Genomic DNA, 16,885 nt, shown 5'->3' with positions numbered 1-16,885 from the left:
CTCTCACAGGACAGAATGACGATGAACAAGTTAATTCCACTGATCGTATTGAGTTGTCTGCTGCCCCTGGCGGCAAATGCCAGAACCATCACCGCCACCGGCGATACCCTGGACCATGCGGAGAGCAAAATCCGCCAGCAGGCCGCCCGCGAGGGCGCGACTACCTATCGCATCACTGAAGCGCGAATGGGCAACAAAGTGCATATCACGGCGAAAATCGCGGACTAAAGCACCGGCGTCAGGCTCAGGGATGAGCTGCCGGCAGCCCGCGCGCCAGGTCAGGCGCTCATTTTTTCCCGTCGACGATCGCGGCCCGGCGGCGCGCCATACAGGCGAGCGTATTCCCGGGTGAACTGCGACACGCTGATATAGCCCACCTCCCCGGCAGCCTGCGCAATACTCATCCCTTCCGCCAGCATCAGGCGGCGGGCGTGGATCAGGCGCAACTGCTTCTGAAACTGCAGCGGCGACAGCGTGGTCATGGCGCGGAAATGACGGTGAAAGACAGAGACGCTCATCCCGGCGGCGTCGGCCAGCGCGTCGACGCTGACTGGCTGCATAAAATCCCGGCGCAGCATCGCCACCGCCCGACGGATCCGCGCCGAATGGCTGTCTACGGCGCCCAGCGCCCGGATGGCCGGCCCATGGACACTCTGCAACAGCCAGTAATGTAGCTCCCGCCGCAGACCTTCCCCCAGCACCGCCAGCGCCCCCGGTTGATCAAACAGCCTTGCCAGCCGGTAAGCGGCATCCGTCACATCGGCGTTCATCGGTTCGATACCAACGCGGGGCGCCTCATCCGGCCCTGACGGCCCGGCCTCCTGCAGCTCGCGCAGGATAGCCAGGTCCAGCTCCAGCACCAGCGCGTAATAGGGAAAACGCTGACTGGCCTCGGTGATCTGGCTGGTAGTGGGAACATCCGCGGCAATCACCATCGCCTCGCCCGGACCATAGTCAAAGCTTGCCAGGCCGGTGGTCACGCTCTTACGCCCCTGGAGCAGCATGGCCACCAGCGGCCTGGCGATAGCCGCCTGCAGGTCACCAGGATGCAGGGCCCGCACCAGAGTAATACCGGGAACCGGGGTAACTGCCACCCCGCTGCTATCGACATGAGCATCGGCAAACCGGCGGCAGAGATCGAACAGAGCGTCGCGCATAAGATCCTTTCAGGCAAGTTTTAAAGCCTGAGTATGCGCTATTTCCCGGCAAAAGGGAGTGAACGGAGAGAAATGGGCAAAAAATAACAAGGATTGGGCAACCCGGCCCGGTGAGCCTCTCCTATTGTAAGGACTCCACATACCAGAGAGGACCGAACATGACTAAAATTGCACTTATTACCGGCGCCAACCGCGGCCTTGGCCGTCAGACCGCACTGGATATCGCCCGCCAGGGTGGGGATGTCATCGTCACCTACCGCGGCAATCTCGAACAGGCGGAAGCGGTGGTCGCCGACATCCGCGCCCTGGGCCGCAAGGCCATCGCCCTGCCGCTGGATATGGCGCAAACCGCCAGCTTCCCGGCCTTCGCCGACAGCCTCGGCAGCGCGCTGGCCAGCGTCTGGGGGCGGGCCACTTTCGACCACCTGATCAATAACGCAGGGCACGGCGAATTCGCCCCGCTGGCCGAAACGCGCGAAGCGCAGTTCGACGGGCTGTTTAACGTCCACGTTAAGGGGGTATTTTTTCTCGTACAAACCCTGCTGCCGCTGCTGGCAGACGGCGGGCGGATCGTTAACTTTTCCTCCGGGCTGACCCGCGTCTCCTATCCTGGCTTCTCCGCCTACGCCGCCGCCAAAGCGGCTGTGGAGATGCTGAGCGTGTACATGGCCCGCGAGCTGGGCGGGCGCGGCATAACCGTCAATACCATCGCCCCCGGCGCTATCGCCACCGATTTTGGCGGTGGGCTGGTGCGGGACGACGCAGAGGTAAACGCGCAGTTTGCCGCCATGACGGCGCTGGGACGGGTGGGCGTTCCCGAGGATATTGGGCCGATGATCGCCAGCCTGCTACGCGACGATAACCGCTGGGTGACCGCCCAGCGGATCGAGGTGTCGGGCGGACAAACCATCTGACGACTCAGGCTGGCAGGATGCGCTCCAGCGCCAGGCCTGCCAGCCGCACGGTCTCCAGAAGACGCGGCAGACTATCCCCTTCCCGCGCTTTCGCCGACAGGCCAAGCATCAACGTATCCATATAGTCAGTCACCCGCAGCGCGTCCTGCGGGCGATGGCGGGCGATATACTGCTGGATTTTGGCTCTTGCCGCAGCATGCCATTCGCCTGCCGCCACCCGGGCATCAGCATCCTGACAATGTACCCCCTCCAGCACCAGGCAGCCGGCGGCGGCCGGATCGGCCACATAGCGGCGAGCCGCCTCCTGCAGTACGGCGATGAGCGACGCCGCCACCGGCTGGTCGTCTCGCAGCAGGGCATCAATGGGAATGGCCCCGGTCTGGCTGTAGCGCTGCAGGACGCGGGTATACAGCCCGAGCTTGCTGCCAAAAGCGGCATAAAAGCTCGGGGGGTTGATGCCGAAAGCCTGGGTCAGATCGGCCACGCTCACCGCGTCGTAGCCTCGCGCGTGGAAGAGGCGTTGCGCCGTTTCAATGGCCTGTTCCGCATCAAACTGGCGGGGACGTCCCGGAGTACGCCCTGGTTTTGTAGTGGTCACTATATTAATCCTTGACAGCCTGTTTAGCCGCAGCATATTGTAATCATCACTACAATATCATGAGGTGTGGGATATGACAGCGTTTCACAACAAATCAGTGCTGGTTTTAGGCGGGAGTCGGGGAATTGGCGCGGCGATCGTCAGGCGTTTTGTCGCCGATGGCGCGTCGGTGGTGTTTAGCTATTCCGGTTCGCCGGAAGCGGCCGAGCGGCTGGCGGCAGAGACCGGCAGCACGGCGGTGCAGGCGGACAGCGCCGATCGCGATGCGGTGATAAGCCTGGTCCGCGACAGCGGCCCGCTGGACGTGTTAGTGGTCAATGCCGGGATCGCGCTTTTCGGTGACGCTCTCGAGCAGGACAGCGATGCCATCGATCGCCTGTTCCGCATCAATATTCACGCCCCCTACCATGCCTCCGTCGAAGCGGCGCGCCGCATGCCGGAAGGCGGGCGCATTATTGTCATCGGCTCGGTCAATGGCGATCGCATGCCAGTGCCGGGAATGGCGGCCTATGCGCTCAGTAAATCGGCCCTGCAGGGGCTGGCGCGCGGCCTGGCGCGGGATTTTGGCCCGCGCGGCATCACGGTCAACGTCGTCCAGCCCGGCCCAATTGATACCGACGCCAACCCGGAGAACGGCCCGATGAAAGAGCTGATGCACAACTTTATGGCCATTAAGCGCCATGGCCGTCCGGAAGAGGTGGCGGGAATGGTGGCGTGGCTGGCCGGTCCGGAGGCATCGTTTGTCACTGGCGCCATGCACACCATCGACGGAGCGTTTGGCGCCTGATACCTCAGGGCGGCGATGCGCGCTTTGCACCGCCGCCGCGGGGACGTCATCGCCTGTCAGGGATCATCAGGCCAGGCTATCGACCGCCATAAAAAAGCGATCTTCGGTAAGCATAAGCCGCGCTTCCGGGGACTGGTGCGCCTTGCGGATCATCCAGCCCTCCTCCGGGGCCAGGCTCAGATAAAACACCTCCCGGGATCCCGCGCCGTCGGGCGCCTCAAGACTCAGGGTCACGATCCCCTTTTCCACGCCATCCAACAGCTGCTGCGGCACGATATTGACGCTGCGCTCGCCGTTTTGCAGACGAATGGCCGGGATATCGTAGCGGCAGATGCCGCTGTTGAGGCTGTAGCCAAGGGTACTCAGGTCGTGGAGATGGCGGGTCGAAATCACCACCTCAATACCGGTTCCATCAAACCACTGACTTATCTGCTGAGCCAGCTCCGCCATCTGCTGACGAAACCTGGCGATATCCGCGGCGGCCGACCCGTCGAGGGCCGCTGTCCGCCGCGGATTTTGCTGTTGCTGCAGTTTCTTAAAAAAACGTTCCCTCGCTGTCACGTTATCTCCCTGTGCTGTGATGAAACCGGTTGGGCTGGATGAAGATGGTTATAGCCCGTTCGCTGGTTACGAAGATTGAGGGCGAACTGGCGCGATGGCCCCGCCGCAAGTGTTTGTTTTTTTTACGTTACTTCGCCGCTTCAGGCCTGAGCCGTAGCTGGTTGTGTTCGGCGGTGAAAATGCGCGGCTTGTCCGGATCCAATTCCTCACGCGCCAGCACCTGCTTCCAGGTATTTCTTTGTGTGTCCGGATGGCGGAACAGGCCGACAACCGCCACGAACGTCGCCTCCGCTTCCAGCGGCATATTCAGACTGGCGTCCCCTCCGGGACCGATCACCACATCGCGACTGGCGAGGAGATCGGCGGCGAGCAGAATATCCCCCTCCTCCAGCAGCTGCTGGTAAACCAGCCGGTCAAAGGTCTGGCGATCTTTAAGCTGATAGATGCGCACCACCACCGGTTCAGAGAGCGAGTGATTCTCTCTGGCATCGGTGTTGAGCGCTTCGCGCGCGGTAAAGTCCAGATGCAGCGTATTAATTTTCTTATAAAAAACGGCGTTGAAGGCAGACTTTGTTCCCTCCGAGACGCGCTGGGTGAGTCCGCATCCGCTCAGGCAAAGCGCAAGCAGGGGCAGCAGACAGGCGGTTTTAGTCAAACTTATACGTAACACGTCGGTTTCCTTGTAGAAAGGTGGCAGGCTGCAGGCCCGTATAGGTACCCAGCTCGGTGGTAAAGGTCTGAGGAATATCGTCCTCACTCTCGCCCTCACCCACGCCCAGCACGCCGTTCATACCGAGCCAGAACGGCTCGTCCCCCAGCGGCGGGACAGCCAGCAGTCGGGTCGGCGCGGTCAGGGTGATGTTGGCCCGGAATCGCCAGCCGAGGTATACCCGCAGCAGGATGAGAAAGTCCCGAAACAGCGGGCCGTCAGGCTTCCAGCCCTGCGCCTCCGCGGGATTGTCGGTGGTAAGGGCGACGAGGAGCTGGCTGCTGGCATCCATCGCTTCGTCACCCAGCGGCGTATTGCCGTCCAGGAAGAAGTCGTCATCGCCGTAAAACCCCAGCGGCTGGCTGATCGCCACCGGACGCAGGCTGTACGGGCTCACCCTGACGGTGGTCTCCGGGGCCAGCAGGGTGACCAGCGCCTGGATCCCCTGCTGGGTTTTGCCCGGCTGACGCAGCACGCCGGTTAGCGCCAGAAAGCGCGACGCCGGCGAGGCGATATGCTGCGTCGTGCCGGGGATGCCCAGCCCCGCCAGGCCCAGTAGCGACTGCGAGAGACGATCGGTGCCGCCGGGCTCAAAGGTGGCGGGCCAGGAGTATTTCCGCCAGATGCGGTAAAACTGCGTCATGATCCGGTGGCTGAAGATATCCAGTAAGCCCTGCAGCGCTTCATGCCCTTCCCTGTGCTGGGCGATATCATCGAGATATGCCGTCGGGAGCGGCGAATCGACACCGTACAACCCCATAAAGGTGGTGCGAATGACCGGCGGCCTGCTGTCATCGGCCTCATCGTATTCCACGGCTTTCAGTTCGCTGGCGGGAAATCCCATTCCCGGATGCGGGTAAAAACGCACCGGATCGTCAGCCGGATGGCTGGTTCCCCCCATCAGCGGTTGGCCGGGACGCCGTTTTTCCAGAAGCTGGCAGAAGCGGTAAAAATTGATCCGCGGCAGGTCGGCCTCCAGCCGCGGGGTCAGCCGGGAATGCGGCGGCTGTGCTTCTCTTCCCATTCCAGTCGTTCTCCGGTTGGTTGCAGAATGATAATCAGGCGGTTGAACAAGTAGATGTCGGTGTAGAGCGCGAAGAAGCGGCTAAGCATCTCGCCAAACAGGCATATATCGCCTCGTCCGGCAAAGCCGTGACTGTCGAGGGTGACTTCAATCTGTACGCCGCGCACCAGATGGCCCTGTGCAAAGCGCTCTGTTGCGCGGTGCTTCACGTCGAGGATGGCTTCCAGACGCCGACGATTCATCTCGCTGTCGGTCCATTCATACAGCGCCAGGGTGCCGCGCAGGACCTCCGCGTTATCCATCAGGGAAAGAAAACTGCTGCCCAGATGGCTCAGCACCCGCCAGTGAAAACGGTCCTGGGCGGGGGGATAGCACGGCAGCGTCGGCGCGCAGAGGTTACGCACTGCAATACTGGCGGAAGTGGTTTTCATCACCGTATCGAGCACGGTGCTCTGCAGCGCGCGACGCGGCAGCTGGCCGTTGGTTCCGGTGAGGGTCAGCGACAGGCTTTCATCTTCCGGTACGGTATGATTATCAAAGGCTTCTCCGCCGACGATAAGCCAGGTGTTGTACAGCCCGGAGGGGCCACAGCGCACCCGGGTATGATAGTAATAGTCCGCCGCGTCATGACGCATCATGCCGCCTTTGTGGCGAAAACTTGAGAACGGCGCGTAAACCTGCTGGTGTGAGGAGATCACGGAATCGACGGTGTAAATTTCGGTGTGGCCGTCCTGCACGCGCATCGGGCGCAGCGGGTATTCGGTCTGCAGGGAATTGATGGTCAGCGGATCGGACTCCAGCGGAAACAGGTTGATCACTGGCACGCAGTGCAGGCGCAGGTGCTTTTCGCTGAAGCGGAAGTCATGTTCCCAGCGTTCCGCCAGCACGACGTCGATTTCAAACCACGCCAGTCCGGCCGGAAAAGCCACCGTCTCCAGCCCGCGCAGATCGATGAACATGAACTTTTCGCGGAAGGTAAAATACTCCAGCAGCAGCTGGTAACCGCGAAAACTGCGGCCATCTTCAGGCCAGAGGCCGTCATCCTCGCCAAATCCCAGCGCGCTGAAATACCCGTCCAGCGGCCTTCTGTCCACCTCATCGGGCATGTGCAGCCACATCCGGGCCACATTGAGGGTAAAGGCCTCGTGCATGGCGCAGGCCAGCGGCGCATCGGCGTTGCAGTAGAGCGGGATATGACTGAGATCGACCCGGCGCCAGTCCGTCAGCTGGCTGCAGGTAAAGCGCAGCGTGATCACCGACCGGCCATCCGTATCGGTGGCCAGCTGGACGCGCTCCAGGGATAACGGCTGCAGAGCGATCGCTTTGGTGGTGGTGTACCGGCAGCGCGTGCCCTTTTCACCGATCGGCCGGGAAAGCACTTCAAAGCCTTTGGCCATCGTCATCGGCTCTTTCATTTCCGGCCAGTCGGGGGTGAACTCCACGACCGACATCGAGGGAATGGTACGTAAATAATGTGGCCACAGCAGACTGACCACGCCTTCGGTCAGCTCAGGCAGATCGTCATCGAGTTTCTCGCGCATGCGGCCCATCAGGAAGGCAAAACCTTCAAACAGGCGCTCGACAAAGGGGTCGCGAGCGCCCGCTTTGTCGAGATTGAGCATTGCCGCCTGCTCAGGATGAGCGCGGGCAAACTCTTCACCCGCTTCCAGCAGGTAGCGCATTTCAGCGTCGTAATAACGCAGGGTTAAATCGTCCATAAATTAATATTGATTTCCTTTCAATCATCAGATTTTGAAACTGGCAACTAAAAAAATAACCTTTATAACACCTGAATTAATACTTATAATTAAATGCCTTTATTTTTTTTAAACATTTATTGCTTGAACCATTTTTAATCGCGCCCTTAAAAAAATCATCTTTTATATAAATCGATGCGTAGCACACGCCCTCTTTTGAAGAAAGAATAAAATTTTGACCACCGCTACCTGCAGCGTTATATTCGTATTGACCACCTACCCTCCAACCAATGTCGAGCGCTGCATCTTTCCTAATCAGAGATGTAAACGAAGCTTTAATCTTAACTCTTTTTCCAGGTGCTATAATTTCAGGCTTTGATCGTACTATACGCGCGACTTCGTCAGGCTCAGGTTCGACATTATATATACTCTCACCTGCATATACGAATATAGTTTCGTTAGTGTTATTTATAATAACAACGACTGTCCTTATCGGAATAAAATGAGCGACAAGGACTAACACCGCTATAAATAATGCAATACCCGTTAACGTTTTTGTTTTTTTCAAAATGATTCGTCACTTTTTTCTGGGTTATCTGTATTCCAGCACCAATGATTTTCTCTTGAGTGAGGAAGGTGCGCGCCAGGTGTTGTTTCTAAAACGCAAAGAATATTATCTGCCGTCAACGTCTCAGCAAATTTCCCATGTTCATAAAATAGATTAAACCCTATTTTCATGCTAGTAATGTCATCCATGGTATCATCCCCCATGGCACCTGGCGTCATGTTTTGTTCCCAAGTGGACCCTTTCAAGAGAATTGCTTCAGAAAAACCGACACTACGTCCAACATAACCATAATGTATGTTTGACCAAACATCATAAAAATAATCATGCTGTTTAAACTTATGATAATAAGACTTTGATGTTTTTCCTTTCCTGGGAAGTGGTCGTGCTACTGCAACGGATGAAAAAAAATCGCGGATCTTCGGTTTATGATCCCAGATTGAACCTGTTTTCACGGTCTGATACCAAATAGCCATTGCAGCAAGTAAATCTGCTTTAGGGGGCGGCCCCAGCCTTGCATAAAAGGGAAGTTTATTCCATTCAGTAAGTCTTTTTATTATAAAATCTTCGTCGATTAAATATCGTATTGTTTCTGCCGTATCGCTTCTGACATTCGCCTTTATTTCACTTAGTATATATTCTGCAACTTTAATCGCCCCATCTGTGTGAGTACACTGTCGTTCAGTCTTATTTTCTGGATGAAGATTCTTATAGGGTTCCTGTAAAGATGCCATAAGCCCATCGAGTGAAAATAAAGTAGTTATGCATTCACCTCCTTTCTCATAAGTATCATTCATCATTGATGGAATAAACTTCGCCTTACAGGGGCAAGTACTACAGCTGTCGAGGGTTCCGGCCATTCGCCGGCCATGAATGGTATCGTTGTCGATGCCACCGGCAATCTTGTATAGCCCTGCGTGCTTTCCGCAAGTGACGCTGTCCTGCTCCCGGGCAACAGGTTTATCAAACAGAGTGTGATCTTCTGCGCCTGTAGTGATTCTTCCGCCGCAGGTCGTTCTGTCTCCCTGTACCAGATAAAAACCTTTTGCTGCCATATGTTCTCCTTAGTGTCAGTTTCCGTTCTGTTAGCCGCAAAGCACCGCGCTACTGGCTGGATCGAGCGCAATCAGACCTGCCAGCAATTGATCCATCTCCGGTTGCAATCGTAACTTTTCACTCTCGCTGCGCGTGGCTTTCATGCGCAGTAGCCTGAGCCGTCGCGATTTAATCTCGAACAACAGGGCTGGGATCCACTGCGTGAGGGTGATTGATCCCGCCGCATCGTCGAGTTCTCGCAGAAGATAGAGCGCGAGGTCATTCTTCCCCTTTTGTTCGGCCACGCGGGCCATCAGCAGGCGCAACAGCCATTTTTCTTTAGTGGATTCAGTGCCCGGGCGCGTCTGAATCCAGTGGAGTGCAGCATCGAGACCGTCAGTGTCAGCCTTCTCGAGCGCTTCAGGTTCAAGGGCCAGAATGTCGTTATCAGCGCCGCTGGCAGCCGATACTGGCTCATCCTGCCAGACGGACATATCGTCGAGTACACTCTGATTTATCCAGTTCAGCGTGACCTCATCGGCAAAGGGTGTGCCGTCGTTAAAAGCTAATGTTTCAAGCCCGGTGAGACGGCGCAGCAATCCTTTCAGATCGGCAATTATAATATCGGCCAGCACATCCTGACCCGACCTCACCAGCGCCTGATGGATATACCATTGCAGGTCAAGCCAGAGGTGGTTAGCGCCACGTGAGAAGGTACTGTCCGCCTGTTCCAGTATCTCCGACCAGCTCTGTTGCAGGTACAGCCGCTTGAGCATGGCACGCTGATCTGCTCTGGGAGGCTCGATACGTGTTTTTCCTTCAGCATCAGGCGCAGGGATGATTGTCAAGGTGTCATGACGAAGGCTTTTCATTAGCCGATGTGCGGCAAGCCAGCCATCGGGTTGAACACGTAGATATGCTGTCAGGGTTCGCGCCTGGGCCAGCAGATCCTGACCGGAGGTGATGTTACTGAGAACCGGCGCTTCGTATTCAGCCATGCGTGAAGCGGTTTGAGCCAGCCCCCGGTTTCCGACGTTCTGCGGCACCACCGCATCGACTCCCCCGCCCTTTATCAAACGAGACTCCAGAGCACCCCAGAGTGCTTGCAGATCTGGCCGTGATGTTTCTGGTTCTGTCGTCAGACAATCATCAATGAGAAGCAGCGCGCCGACGGTACGCCTTGCGTCCTCCCGCACAACTTCTGGAAAAAGTGAAAGACTGTCTAAGATACGAGTACCCGCCAGCCACTCGAGGGCTGCTTTGCGGCTACGGTCGCGCTGCGGATAAAGCTGCATACCATATCGTTGCAGCAAGCCTGCCAGCAGCTCCAGCCCATCGGCCAAGCCAGCTTCCCCGTCCTGGTGCAAACGGGCCCAGCAGTAATAGGTAACAATCCGGATATCTTTTGTTGTTGCCAGTAACTGTCCAGCCAACTGGCAAATCAGTACGGTATCGACACCGGAGATCTTATTGACCTCCTCGCGGATACGCTGAAAATCATCGTCATAGCCCGGATCGTCCCCGGTTGGTTGGGCGTCACTGACTGGCGCAAGCCAGGATTGCCACTGCGCCTGACGTGACCGGGCCTGCTGGCGCAGTACGCTTTCATCCAACTGACTGGCGGCAACCAAATTTTGTAAAATACTCATAATTCCATCTCATCCATGTCACTATTCCCTACCCCCGTCGTCAGGGCCTGTGCGCTCTCAGCCGCATCGACAGTGAAAATCTGATCCGGCAGGGTCAATCCGCGCAGCGCCAGAAGCGCCAGCGGGCCACTCCCAAGCTGGGAGCGCAATACCCACTGCAGGGTGCGGCCATCCGGAGCGGAGAAGCTCATCATCCACTGGCTGCGATCCAGCGGATGGCGTTTACCCTGCTCCAGCCAGCGAATAAAACCCCAGGTACCGCTGTAGTCACCGAACAGGCGCGTGCCCGCATTGACGGTGGTCCAGGTCAGCAGAGTGCCGGGTTTATACGTCTCCCCCGGCCAGCGGAAAGTCTGCCAGTCGGCCATCTGATTGAAATAGCGCAGCTTTTGGCCGTCTATCGTCAGCTGTGTCTCGACAACCTCCGGGGCAGGCCTGGCCTGTAACTCAAAGCTGATCCCCTGGCTGCCGTCGGTGAAAAGAATGTCGGACAGCTGGCTTAGCTGGTTGATCGCGCGCAGAAAGGCCGGATTAAAGACCAGGCCGTGACTGTTGACCTTATCCGGCACCCATTGGCTGCCTTCTTTATGCAGGACACCGTTCAGCTCCGTCGTGAGAAAACGTTCGATTCGCCCGCTGTCTTTGCGCACAAACTCAGCCAGCATCGGCAGGGAGGCATCGCTTTTGCTGGCGGCAAACGGAAAGCGTCCGTCAAAGGCGGTGTGCCAGTTGGTGACCACCGAGCGGCGCCATTTATCATTCAGACTGGCCGCCGACGGCAGAAGCACGGTTTCCCAGGCCTGAGTCAGCGGCTGCACAAACAGAGTATTACCGAAGCCACTCCACTCTTCGCCAAGGCTTGCCGAAATCAGGCTACCGTACTGTTGCGTGTCGGTCAGGTCGACGCTTTTTCCCTGGAAGACGGTCTGCGCCAGGACCTGCATCATTTCCTGCGGATCGGAGGCATTCGCAACCTGCTGCAGGCGCAGGCGCACGCGGGTGATACGGGTCAGATAGGTTTGCAGGCTCAGGGTGCTATCGGCCGACATGACGTTGCTGCCCGTGTTTTTCCCCATCAGCTGGAGCAGTGGGCCGAACGTGTCATCCAGAGGCCCCTGCGGGCCGGCTGCCGACTGGTCGATGACCGGCTTGTCTTTCCCACCCACCAGATCTTTGGCCGATTTAATAAGGCTGTCCGACAGCCCCTCCCTTTGTTGCCCCGCCTGCCCCTGCCAGGCAAGGGTATTCATCAGGGCAATCAGCGGCGACTGGCGGACATCGCTTATCAGCGTGAGCTGGTCGGTAACATCGGCAATGGTGGTCGCTGGGTTGAGTCGCAGACTGTTGAGAAAATTCAGCCAGCTGCCGGCGAAATCGGTGAAGTAGCGTCGGGTCAGACGCGCTTTCAGCGCCTCCGGCGACAGGTCTGTCGACATCGTTTTGCGCGAATCGCTCAGCACCCAGTCGATTTCCTCCCGGCGCGAGCTGGCTGCCTTATCAATGGCCTGCTGAATGCCGCCTTCCCATGCCTGGCGGGTAAACATCCCCGGGACCACTTCATTGGTGGTAAACAGCCGGCGCGCGTCGGTGCCACTGGTCATGTCTTCCAGCGATACATCGGCAAAATTACGACGCACGGATTTGAGCATGTTCTCATATAAGGTGCTTTCGGCATTGCGGCGACCTAGCTGCTGCAACAGAACCTGACGGCTCTGACTCACCCGTTGCGCATCCGGGATGATCTTCCACTCTGGCCGCTCGGGCAGCAGGGAGAGATAAAAGGCCCACAAATCCGGCGCCAGACTTTGCCACAGACCGGTCGAGATCCCCATTCGCGTCGGCTGGACCGTTTTCATGGTCTGCGCGAAAAATGCGCCATCGGCTTTATCCGGACGAGCCATCATCAGCCAGGCTTTCAGCTGGTCATAGCCCGGTTTCGCCAGCCTGGCTCGTTGGTCGCTATTGGGGGCGGAGTTGACCAGCGCGCTGAGCGCCTGCTGCAACGCGGCATTGGCCGGGTCACGTATCAGGCGATGATTTGCCACACCGTACCAGGGCAGGACGGCGTTTAATAGTTGCTGATGATGGTCCAGACCAAAGCGCCGATACCAGGGCGCTCCCTTCTGCCCATCGTGCACGAGACGGCCGGCCTCATTGCGCAGGGCATGGAGGGCCGTCAGTTGATAGTCAGAAACGGAGGGGTGGGCCACCAGGTCGCGGGCTTTTCCCGCTACCGAAGCAATCTGACTGTAATTGAGGGCAAAGGAGAGCAGCAGTCCCGCCGCCCACAGGCCGAGGATGGCCAGCAGACCGCACGCCAGGCCCCGCTCCCACGCCATTCCCACGTGATGCCCGCGTAAACGGCGGCAGTCATCGACGATCCCCAGCCAGGTGGCGGGCAGCGTCAGGAGATGAGGCTGGCCCGCAGGCGAGGTATCCGCCTCCTGATACGGATCTACGGTACGAGGCTCTGGCAGGCTAAACATCAGGCCTCGCAGCGCAAGCCGCTGCCGCGAGGCGGTCAGCCACGGCGCCAGCTGCCAGCGCCATTGCGCGATCCCCCCGTCGATAAGCTGCTGCCCCAGACGCAGCAGAAAGTCGTGGCGGGTATCTGCTGCGATCTGGTGCATCCCCTGCTCCCGTAGCGTCGGCAACATCTGCGCAAGCTGACGGGCGACATCTTCCTCAGTGGCGCGCAACGGGAAGCTAACCCCTACCGCCTGCACCGCGCGGTCAGCCTGCGGCCACTCACTGTCGCACAGTTTCCATAACCAGACCGGGGCGGCATAGCCCAGCAGTTCGCTGATTTTTTCCAGCCCGCGCAGGTCGCTCTCGCTTATCTGCGGCGTCAGGGTGAGAGACGACGGCATCACCCGCACAATCCCATCCAGAGGACGACCGCGGCGCAGCTTGCGCAGCGCGATGTATTTTTCTCGGTCAGGCTCCGATGCAAGGCTGCCGCCGTAAATCAGCACGGTGCGGTTGCCTTCAAGCCAGTGCTGCTGACGCAGGCCAGGCACCAGTTGTTCGATTGCCGCCTCGTCGCCGGTGACTAAAAGCAGGCGGACTTTGCGCCGCCAGTGAATTCCAATTCGGGTTCGCAGATGGTCACGAATCCTGGCACACATCACCACTGCTGGAGAAACAGAGATGTTTTCACTCTCATCTTTTCTCTTATTGTCATCACCACGAGTGACATCCAGGAGCGCCTCAAACTCCTTTTTACCGGCACTGCGAGCTGTCCACAGGAGCATAACTAACATGATAAAGATACATCCGGTAATGCAGCACCCACCAATAAGCCAGTAATTCTGCTGCTGACTATCGCCCTCAAGTCCGGCCATGTCAGGATGTTTCCAGACGATAAATGTCATTGCAGCCAAGAGTAAAAAGAGAATGAATACGACTGAAAGATAGCGACCTTCCGTAGTTTTCGGTGCTAAAAGTAACTTCACAGATCCATCTCCTGTCTTGAAGCTATCGGGGTAATAAGCGTGCTCCATAGCACTTTCTGAGTGGTATCCCCGCAGATAATCATCTGCGGGGATTGTGTTTGTCGGGCGATTTCAGTGGCGGCAGCAATAGCCAGCCAGGGTGCAGCGGCTCCAGCATTCCCCATGGATATATCGAGTGAAATGACAGCCTCATCTTTTACGCACTGCGCAGGATGTGCATTCTGACATCCAATCGCTTCTGCACGTTGCTCACCTGTCATTCCAGCGAGCCATAAATTTTTCACCATACTTTCTTTTAGCGGGACGTTCCAGGCGGCCATCCTCATCCCTTCGCTAAGTTCACCTGAGGGAGCAGCATCTGGCCGGTGTAGTAATGCGAGGGGGTCAAGCGCCACTTGCGTTAGGCGGTTGCCAAGAAGTAGAGCAACAGCCGCTTCAGCAGTATTGTTTGTAACAACCGGATCAATCTGGAGGCCAACGATCAATAACATTGCTTTATCTTTAATACGTTCATTTAACCAGCGGTCAATTACACTAAGACCACGCCCTTCAACGTGTTCAACAGGAAAAGTGATATTGTTCTTTTGCCATGCCTCATCCCAGTAATGGCGAATGTTCTCCAAAGGCAGCGATGTTGTTACATCAAAAACTACTACTAGTGGGCATTTATCAGGGATTTGTGTAAAAGGAATGTCTGCAATCATCTGCGAAAAAATATTCATTATCACGAATTCCATAGAATCCTGCGGGCTGGAAGAAATTTGGCTCATTCTGGCGCTTTCATTACCATCCCGGCCGACCTGTGAAACAATAATGCTGTCGTTATTTTGCATAGCAATAGCGGTATCTTTCTGAGCAACTGATGAGTGGCCGGTAATAAATGTTGCACTCAGCACTTGTAATGCACGCCGTGCCTTACGGGTTTCTCGAAGAATCCACTGTTCTCGCTGTTTGTCAAAAGCGTTTGCTTTGCTATCCTGTAAAGACCAAACAAGCAGACGAGAAGAAAGCAAGACACTCCACAAAGCAACAGGAAAACCTAAAGCTAATCTCCAGAAGTACAGATTTTCAACATAATGCCCAAATATACGCATTATGATAATACAGACTGAAAGCATGACAACCAGAGCAACAAGCCAACGAGAAAATTTCAGAGGCTTAGGTCTGGGGTAGCGTTCTGGCAAATGTTTAAGTGTATATGGCATTAATTTCCTCATATTACAGGATGGCTAAATTAGCTCGATATGCAGGCGAAACAAAAACTCACCACATTATATTTCTTTCATTAGCAAACTCACACTTAAACATACGACCATCCTTTTTGGTAAAAAACAGAAATCAACGTGCTAGTTTACTTTTGTCGTTGAAGTGGCCTTCCATTTTTTTCAGCATGTAATTTAACAGAGACTTGTCTTTTTTAATTACAATCAGGAATCGGAGGGTTTTCCCCACCCCACCTACCGTTTTCAACTATGATATTCTCTTCCCCTCGTAGGGCATATTTCAATCCATTTTATACGCGAAATAGTTGACAGTAACTGGGTCTATCCCACCAATACATCCAATTTATAAGCAAATAAAACAGTGCCTTCGTCATTGGTAAAGCTACTGTTTATTTCAACTGATTCTTTTACCCCCCCCATTCAGATTAATATCCATTTCACAGTCAATAATATAATCATTTGAAATGCAATCATCCTTACCCTTTGTCACCTGTTTTACAGATAAATACTCTGCAGTATTATTCTGGTTGATTTCCTTTTTCATCACCAGTAAATGCTTACCAGAATTACCTTCCCACTTTGTAGAAAAGATTGGATTTTTAGTAAAAATAGAGTTTATTGGCTACAAAACAATATGCAACACAACCTAAAAAGCAGCAAGAGCGCTGAATAATGATTAATCAACAACACCCTTAATTTAGGGCGAGATGCTTACATCAATACTCACAAGCTATTTTTGCAGCATAAATTTATTGGCAGCTTTGCAAGCTAAAGTTCCGTCGGGAAGAGAATCAAACAAAGAGGTAAAGTTATATAGAACTGTTTTCCCATTAACTTTCTTAAATTCAATAAAATACCCATAAGCACCATCATCATCACATTTTTTTCTAATAGACTCTGGTAGTGCAAAAGATACATTCCATACACACACTTTTTCATTTGGGAAAACTGCCGATGTGTTAACAGGATACTTTGATTTTTTGTCCACTCCCCAGCCATAGTAAACCTCAGATACATTGACAATGTGTACTGTATTTATTTTTGATAAGTAAATCACTTTCAACATAACGCCTCATTTCTTTTGAAGACATTTCAATCAACAACTTCTTATTATTTTTTTTGAAAACCTCTCTTAGAGAATCTATATTTGAGTTATCCATACACTCTTCTGCCAGTACACATGAGCTGTAACCAAGTAACAATGCTAAAACATAATAATACTTCACATCACCTCCAGTATTAAATTTTTTTATCACCTTGTTCTTCCATCCTCTTTCGAGAGTAGATTGGCTCCAAGGCTTTCACGCAACTCTGCAATATTAGAAATCGCTGCTTCTCTCGAGCCCGAATTTATTATTTTTTGTGCATAAGAATAATATGAATTAGGTACATAGAACCTGACCCTGGCCCAAAATCAGTGCAGTGCTAAATCAGAGATCTTCGTCTTTCCGGAGATTTCGGATGAATTCAGCCGGAGTCATGTCATTTAATGATGAATGCGTTCTCTCATG

At 55.1% G+C, this 16,885-nt stretch carries 15 protein-coding genes; 3 read left to right on the top strand and 12 right to left on the bottom strand.

Going from position 1 to position 16,885, the window contains the following annotated elements; all coding sequences use genetic code 11:
• Window positions 1-21: 21 nt before the first annotated feature.
• Window positions 22-228, top strand: a complete 207-nt coding sequence (locus tag RRF55_RS22665; protein WP_004179576.1) for a DUF1471 domain-containing protein — start codon at window positions 22-24, stop codon at window positions 226-228.
• Between the two features lie 50 nt (window positions 229-278).
• Here RRF55_RS22665 and RRF55_RS22660 read toward each other — a convergent pair whose 3' ends face one another.
• A complete protein-coding gene (locus RRF55_RS22660) occupies window positions 279-1,157 on the bottom strand; it encodes an AraC family transcriptional regulator (protein ID WP_004151595.1) in 879 nt (292 codons plus the stop codon).
• A 158-nt stretch (window positions 1,158-1,315) separates the two neighbouring features.
• Between RRF55_RS22660 and RRF55_RS22655 the strand changes: the two genes are divergently transcribed.
• Window positions 1,316-2,071 (top strand): SDR family NAD(P)-dependent oxidoreductase, encoded by a 756-nt coding sequence (locus RRF55_RS22655; RefSeq protein WP_009486345.1) that lies wholly within the window; start codon window positions 1,316-1,318, stop codon window positions 2,069-2,071.
• Window positions 2,072-2,075: 4 nt separating this feature from the next.
• Here RRF55_RS22655 and RRF55_RS22650 read toward each other — a convergent pair whose 3' ends face one another.
• Entirely contained in the window at window positions 2,076-2,669 is a 594-nt protein-coding gene (locus RRF55_RS22650; protein WP_015958263.1) for a TetR/AcrR family transcriptional regulator, read from the bottom strand.
• Between the two features lie 73 nt (window positions 2,670-2,742).
• Here RRF55_RS22650 and bdcA point away from each other — a divergent pair, with 73 nt between their 5' ends.
• Window positions 2,743-3,456, top strand: coding sequence for an SDR family oxidoreductase (gene bdcA / locus RRF55_RS22645; protein ID WP_009486343.1), 714 nt, complete (start codon window positions 2,743-2,745; stop codon window positions 3,454-3,456).
• 66 nt (window positions 3,457-3,522) lie between these two features.
• Here bdcA and RRF55_RS22640 read toward each other — a convergent pair whose 3' ends face one another.
• The 10 genes from RRF55_RS22640 to RRF55_RS22595 form a co-directional block, all read right to left on the bottom strand.
• Window positions 3,523-4,017, bottom strand: coding sequence for a hypothetical protein (locus RRF55_RS22640; RefSeq protein WP_004176416.1), 495 nt, complete (start codon window positions 4,015-4,017; stop codon window positions 3,523-3,525).
• A 127-nt stretch (window positions 4,018-4,144) separates the two neighbouring features.
• The gene (gene tssJ / locus RRF55_RS22635; protein WP_004176417.1) at window positions 4,145-4,687 is read right to left on the bottom strand and encodes a type VI secretion system lipoprotein TssJ; all 543 of its coding nucleotides are present in this window, start codon (window positions 4,685-4,687) and stop codon (window positions 4,145-4,147) included.
• Window positions 4,665-5,750 (bottom strand): type VI secretion system baseplate subunit TssG, encoded by a 1,086-nt coding sequence (gene tssG / locus RRF55_RS22630; RefSeq protein WP_004176418.1) that lies wholly within the window; start codon window positions 5,748-5,750, stop codon window positions 4,665-4,667. The genes tssJ and tssG overlap by 23 nt, the downstream gene beginning before the upstream one ends.
• Window positions 5,714-7,468 carry a type VI secretion system baseplate subunit TssF gene (gene tssF, locus RRF55_RS22625; RefSeq protein ID WP_130974927.1) on the bottom strand — a complete coding sequence of 585 codons (1,755 nt, stop codon included), beginning with the start codon at window positions 7,466-7,468 and terminating at the stop codon, window positions 5,714-5,716. Before tssF ends, tssG begins: the two co-directional genes overlap by 37 nt.
• 76 nt (window positions 7,469-7,544) lie before the next feature.
• Window positions 7,545-8,015: a hypothetical protein gene (locus tag RRF55_RS22620; RefSeq protein ID WP_130974926.1), complete on the bottom strand. Its 471-nt coding sequence runs from the start codon at window positions 8,013-8,015 to the stop codon at window positions 7,545-7,547.
• Window positions 8,012-9,067: a polymorphic toxin type 44 domain-containing protein gene (locus RRF55_RS22615; protein WP_130974925.1), complete on the bottom strand. Its 1,056-nt coding sequence runs from the start codon at window positions 9,065-9,067 to the stop codon at window positions 8,012-8,014. Before RRF55_RS22615 ends, RRF55_RS22620 begins: the two co-directional genes overlap by 4 nt.
• Window positions 9,068-9,097: 30 nt before the next feature.
• The gene (gene tssA / locus RRF55_RS22610; RefSeq protein ID WP_009486336.1) at window positions 9,098-10,696 is read right to left on the bottom strand and encodes a type VI secretion system protein TssA; all 1,599 of its coding nucleotides are present in this window, start codon (window positions 10,694-10,696) and stop codon (window positions 9,098-9,100) included.
• Window positions 10,693-14,151 (bottom strand): ImcF-related family protein, encoded by a 3,459-nt coding sequence (locus RRF55_RS22605; RefSeq protein WP_077260486.1) that lies wholly within the window; start codon window positions 14,149-14,151, stop codon window positions 10,693-10,695. Before RRF55_RS22605 ends, tssA begins: the two co-directional genes overlap by 4 nt.
• Entirely contained in the window at window positions 14,148-15,356 is a 1,209-nt protein-coding gene (locus RRF55_RS22600) for a hypothetical protein (RefSeq protein WP_020316460.1), read from the bottom strand. The genes RRF55_RS22605 and RRF55_RS22600 overlap by 4 nt, the downstream gene beginning before the upstream one ends.
• 748 nt (window positions 15,357-16,104) lie before the next feature.
• A complete protein-coding gene (locus RRF55_RS22595; protein WP_149796418.1) occupies window positions 16,105-16,440 on the bottom strand; it encodes a maltose transporter permease in 336 nt (111 codons plus the stop codon).
• Window positions 16,441-16,885: the final 445 nt, after the last annotated feature.

This window comes from Klebsiella sp. K47 (assembly GCF_051858335.1).
GTDB lineage: Bacteria > Pseudomonadota > Gammaproteobacteria > Enterobacterales > Enterobacteriaceae > Klebsiella > Klebsiella pneumoniae.
The sequence above is the reverse complement of the archived record's forward strand: the minus strand, read 5'-3'. Positions and strand labels throughout refer to the sequence as shown.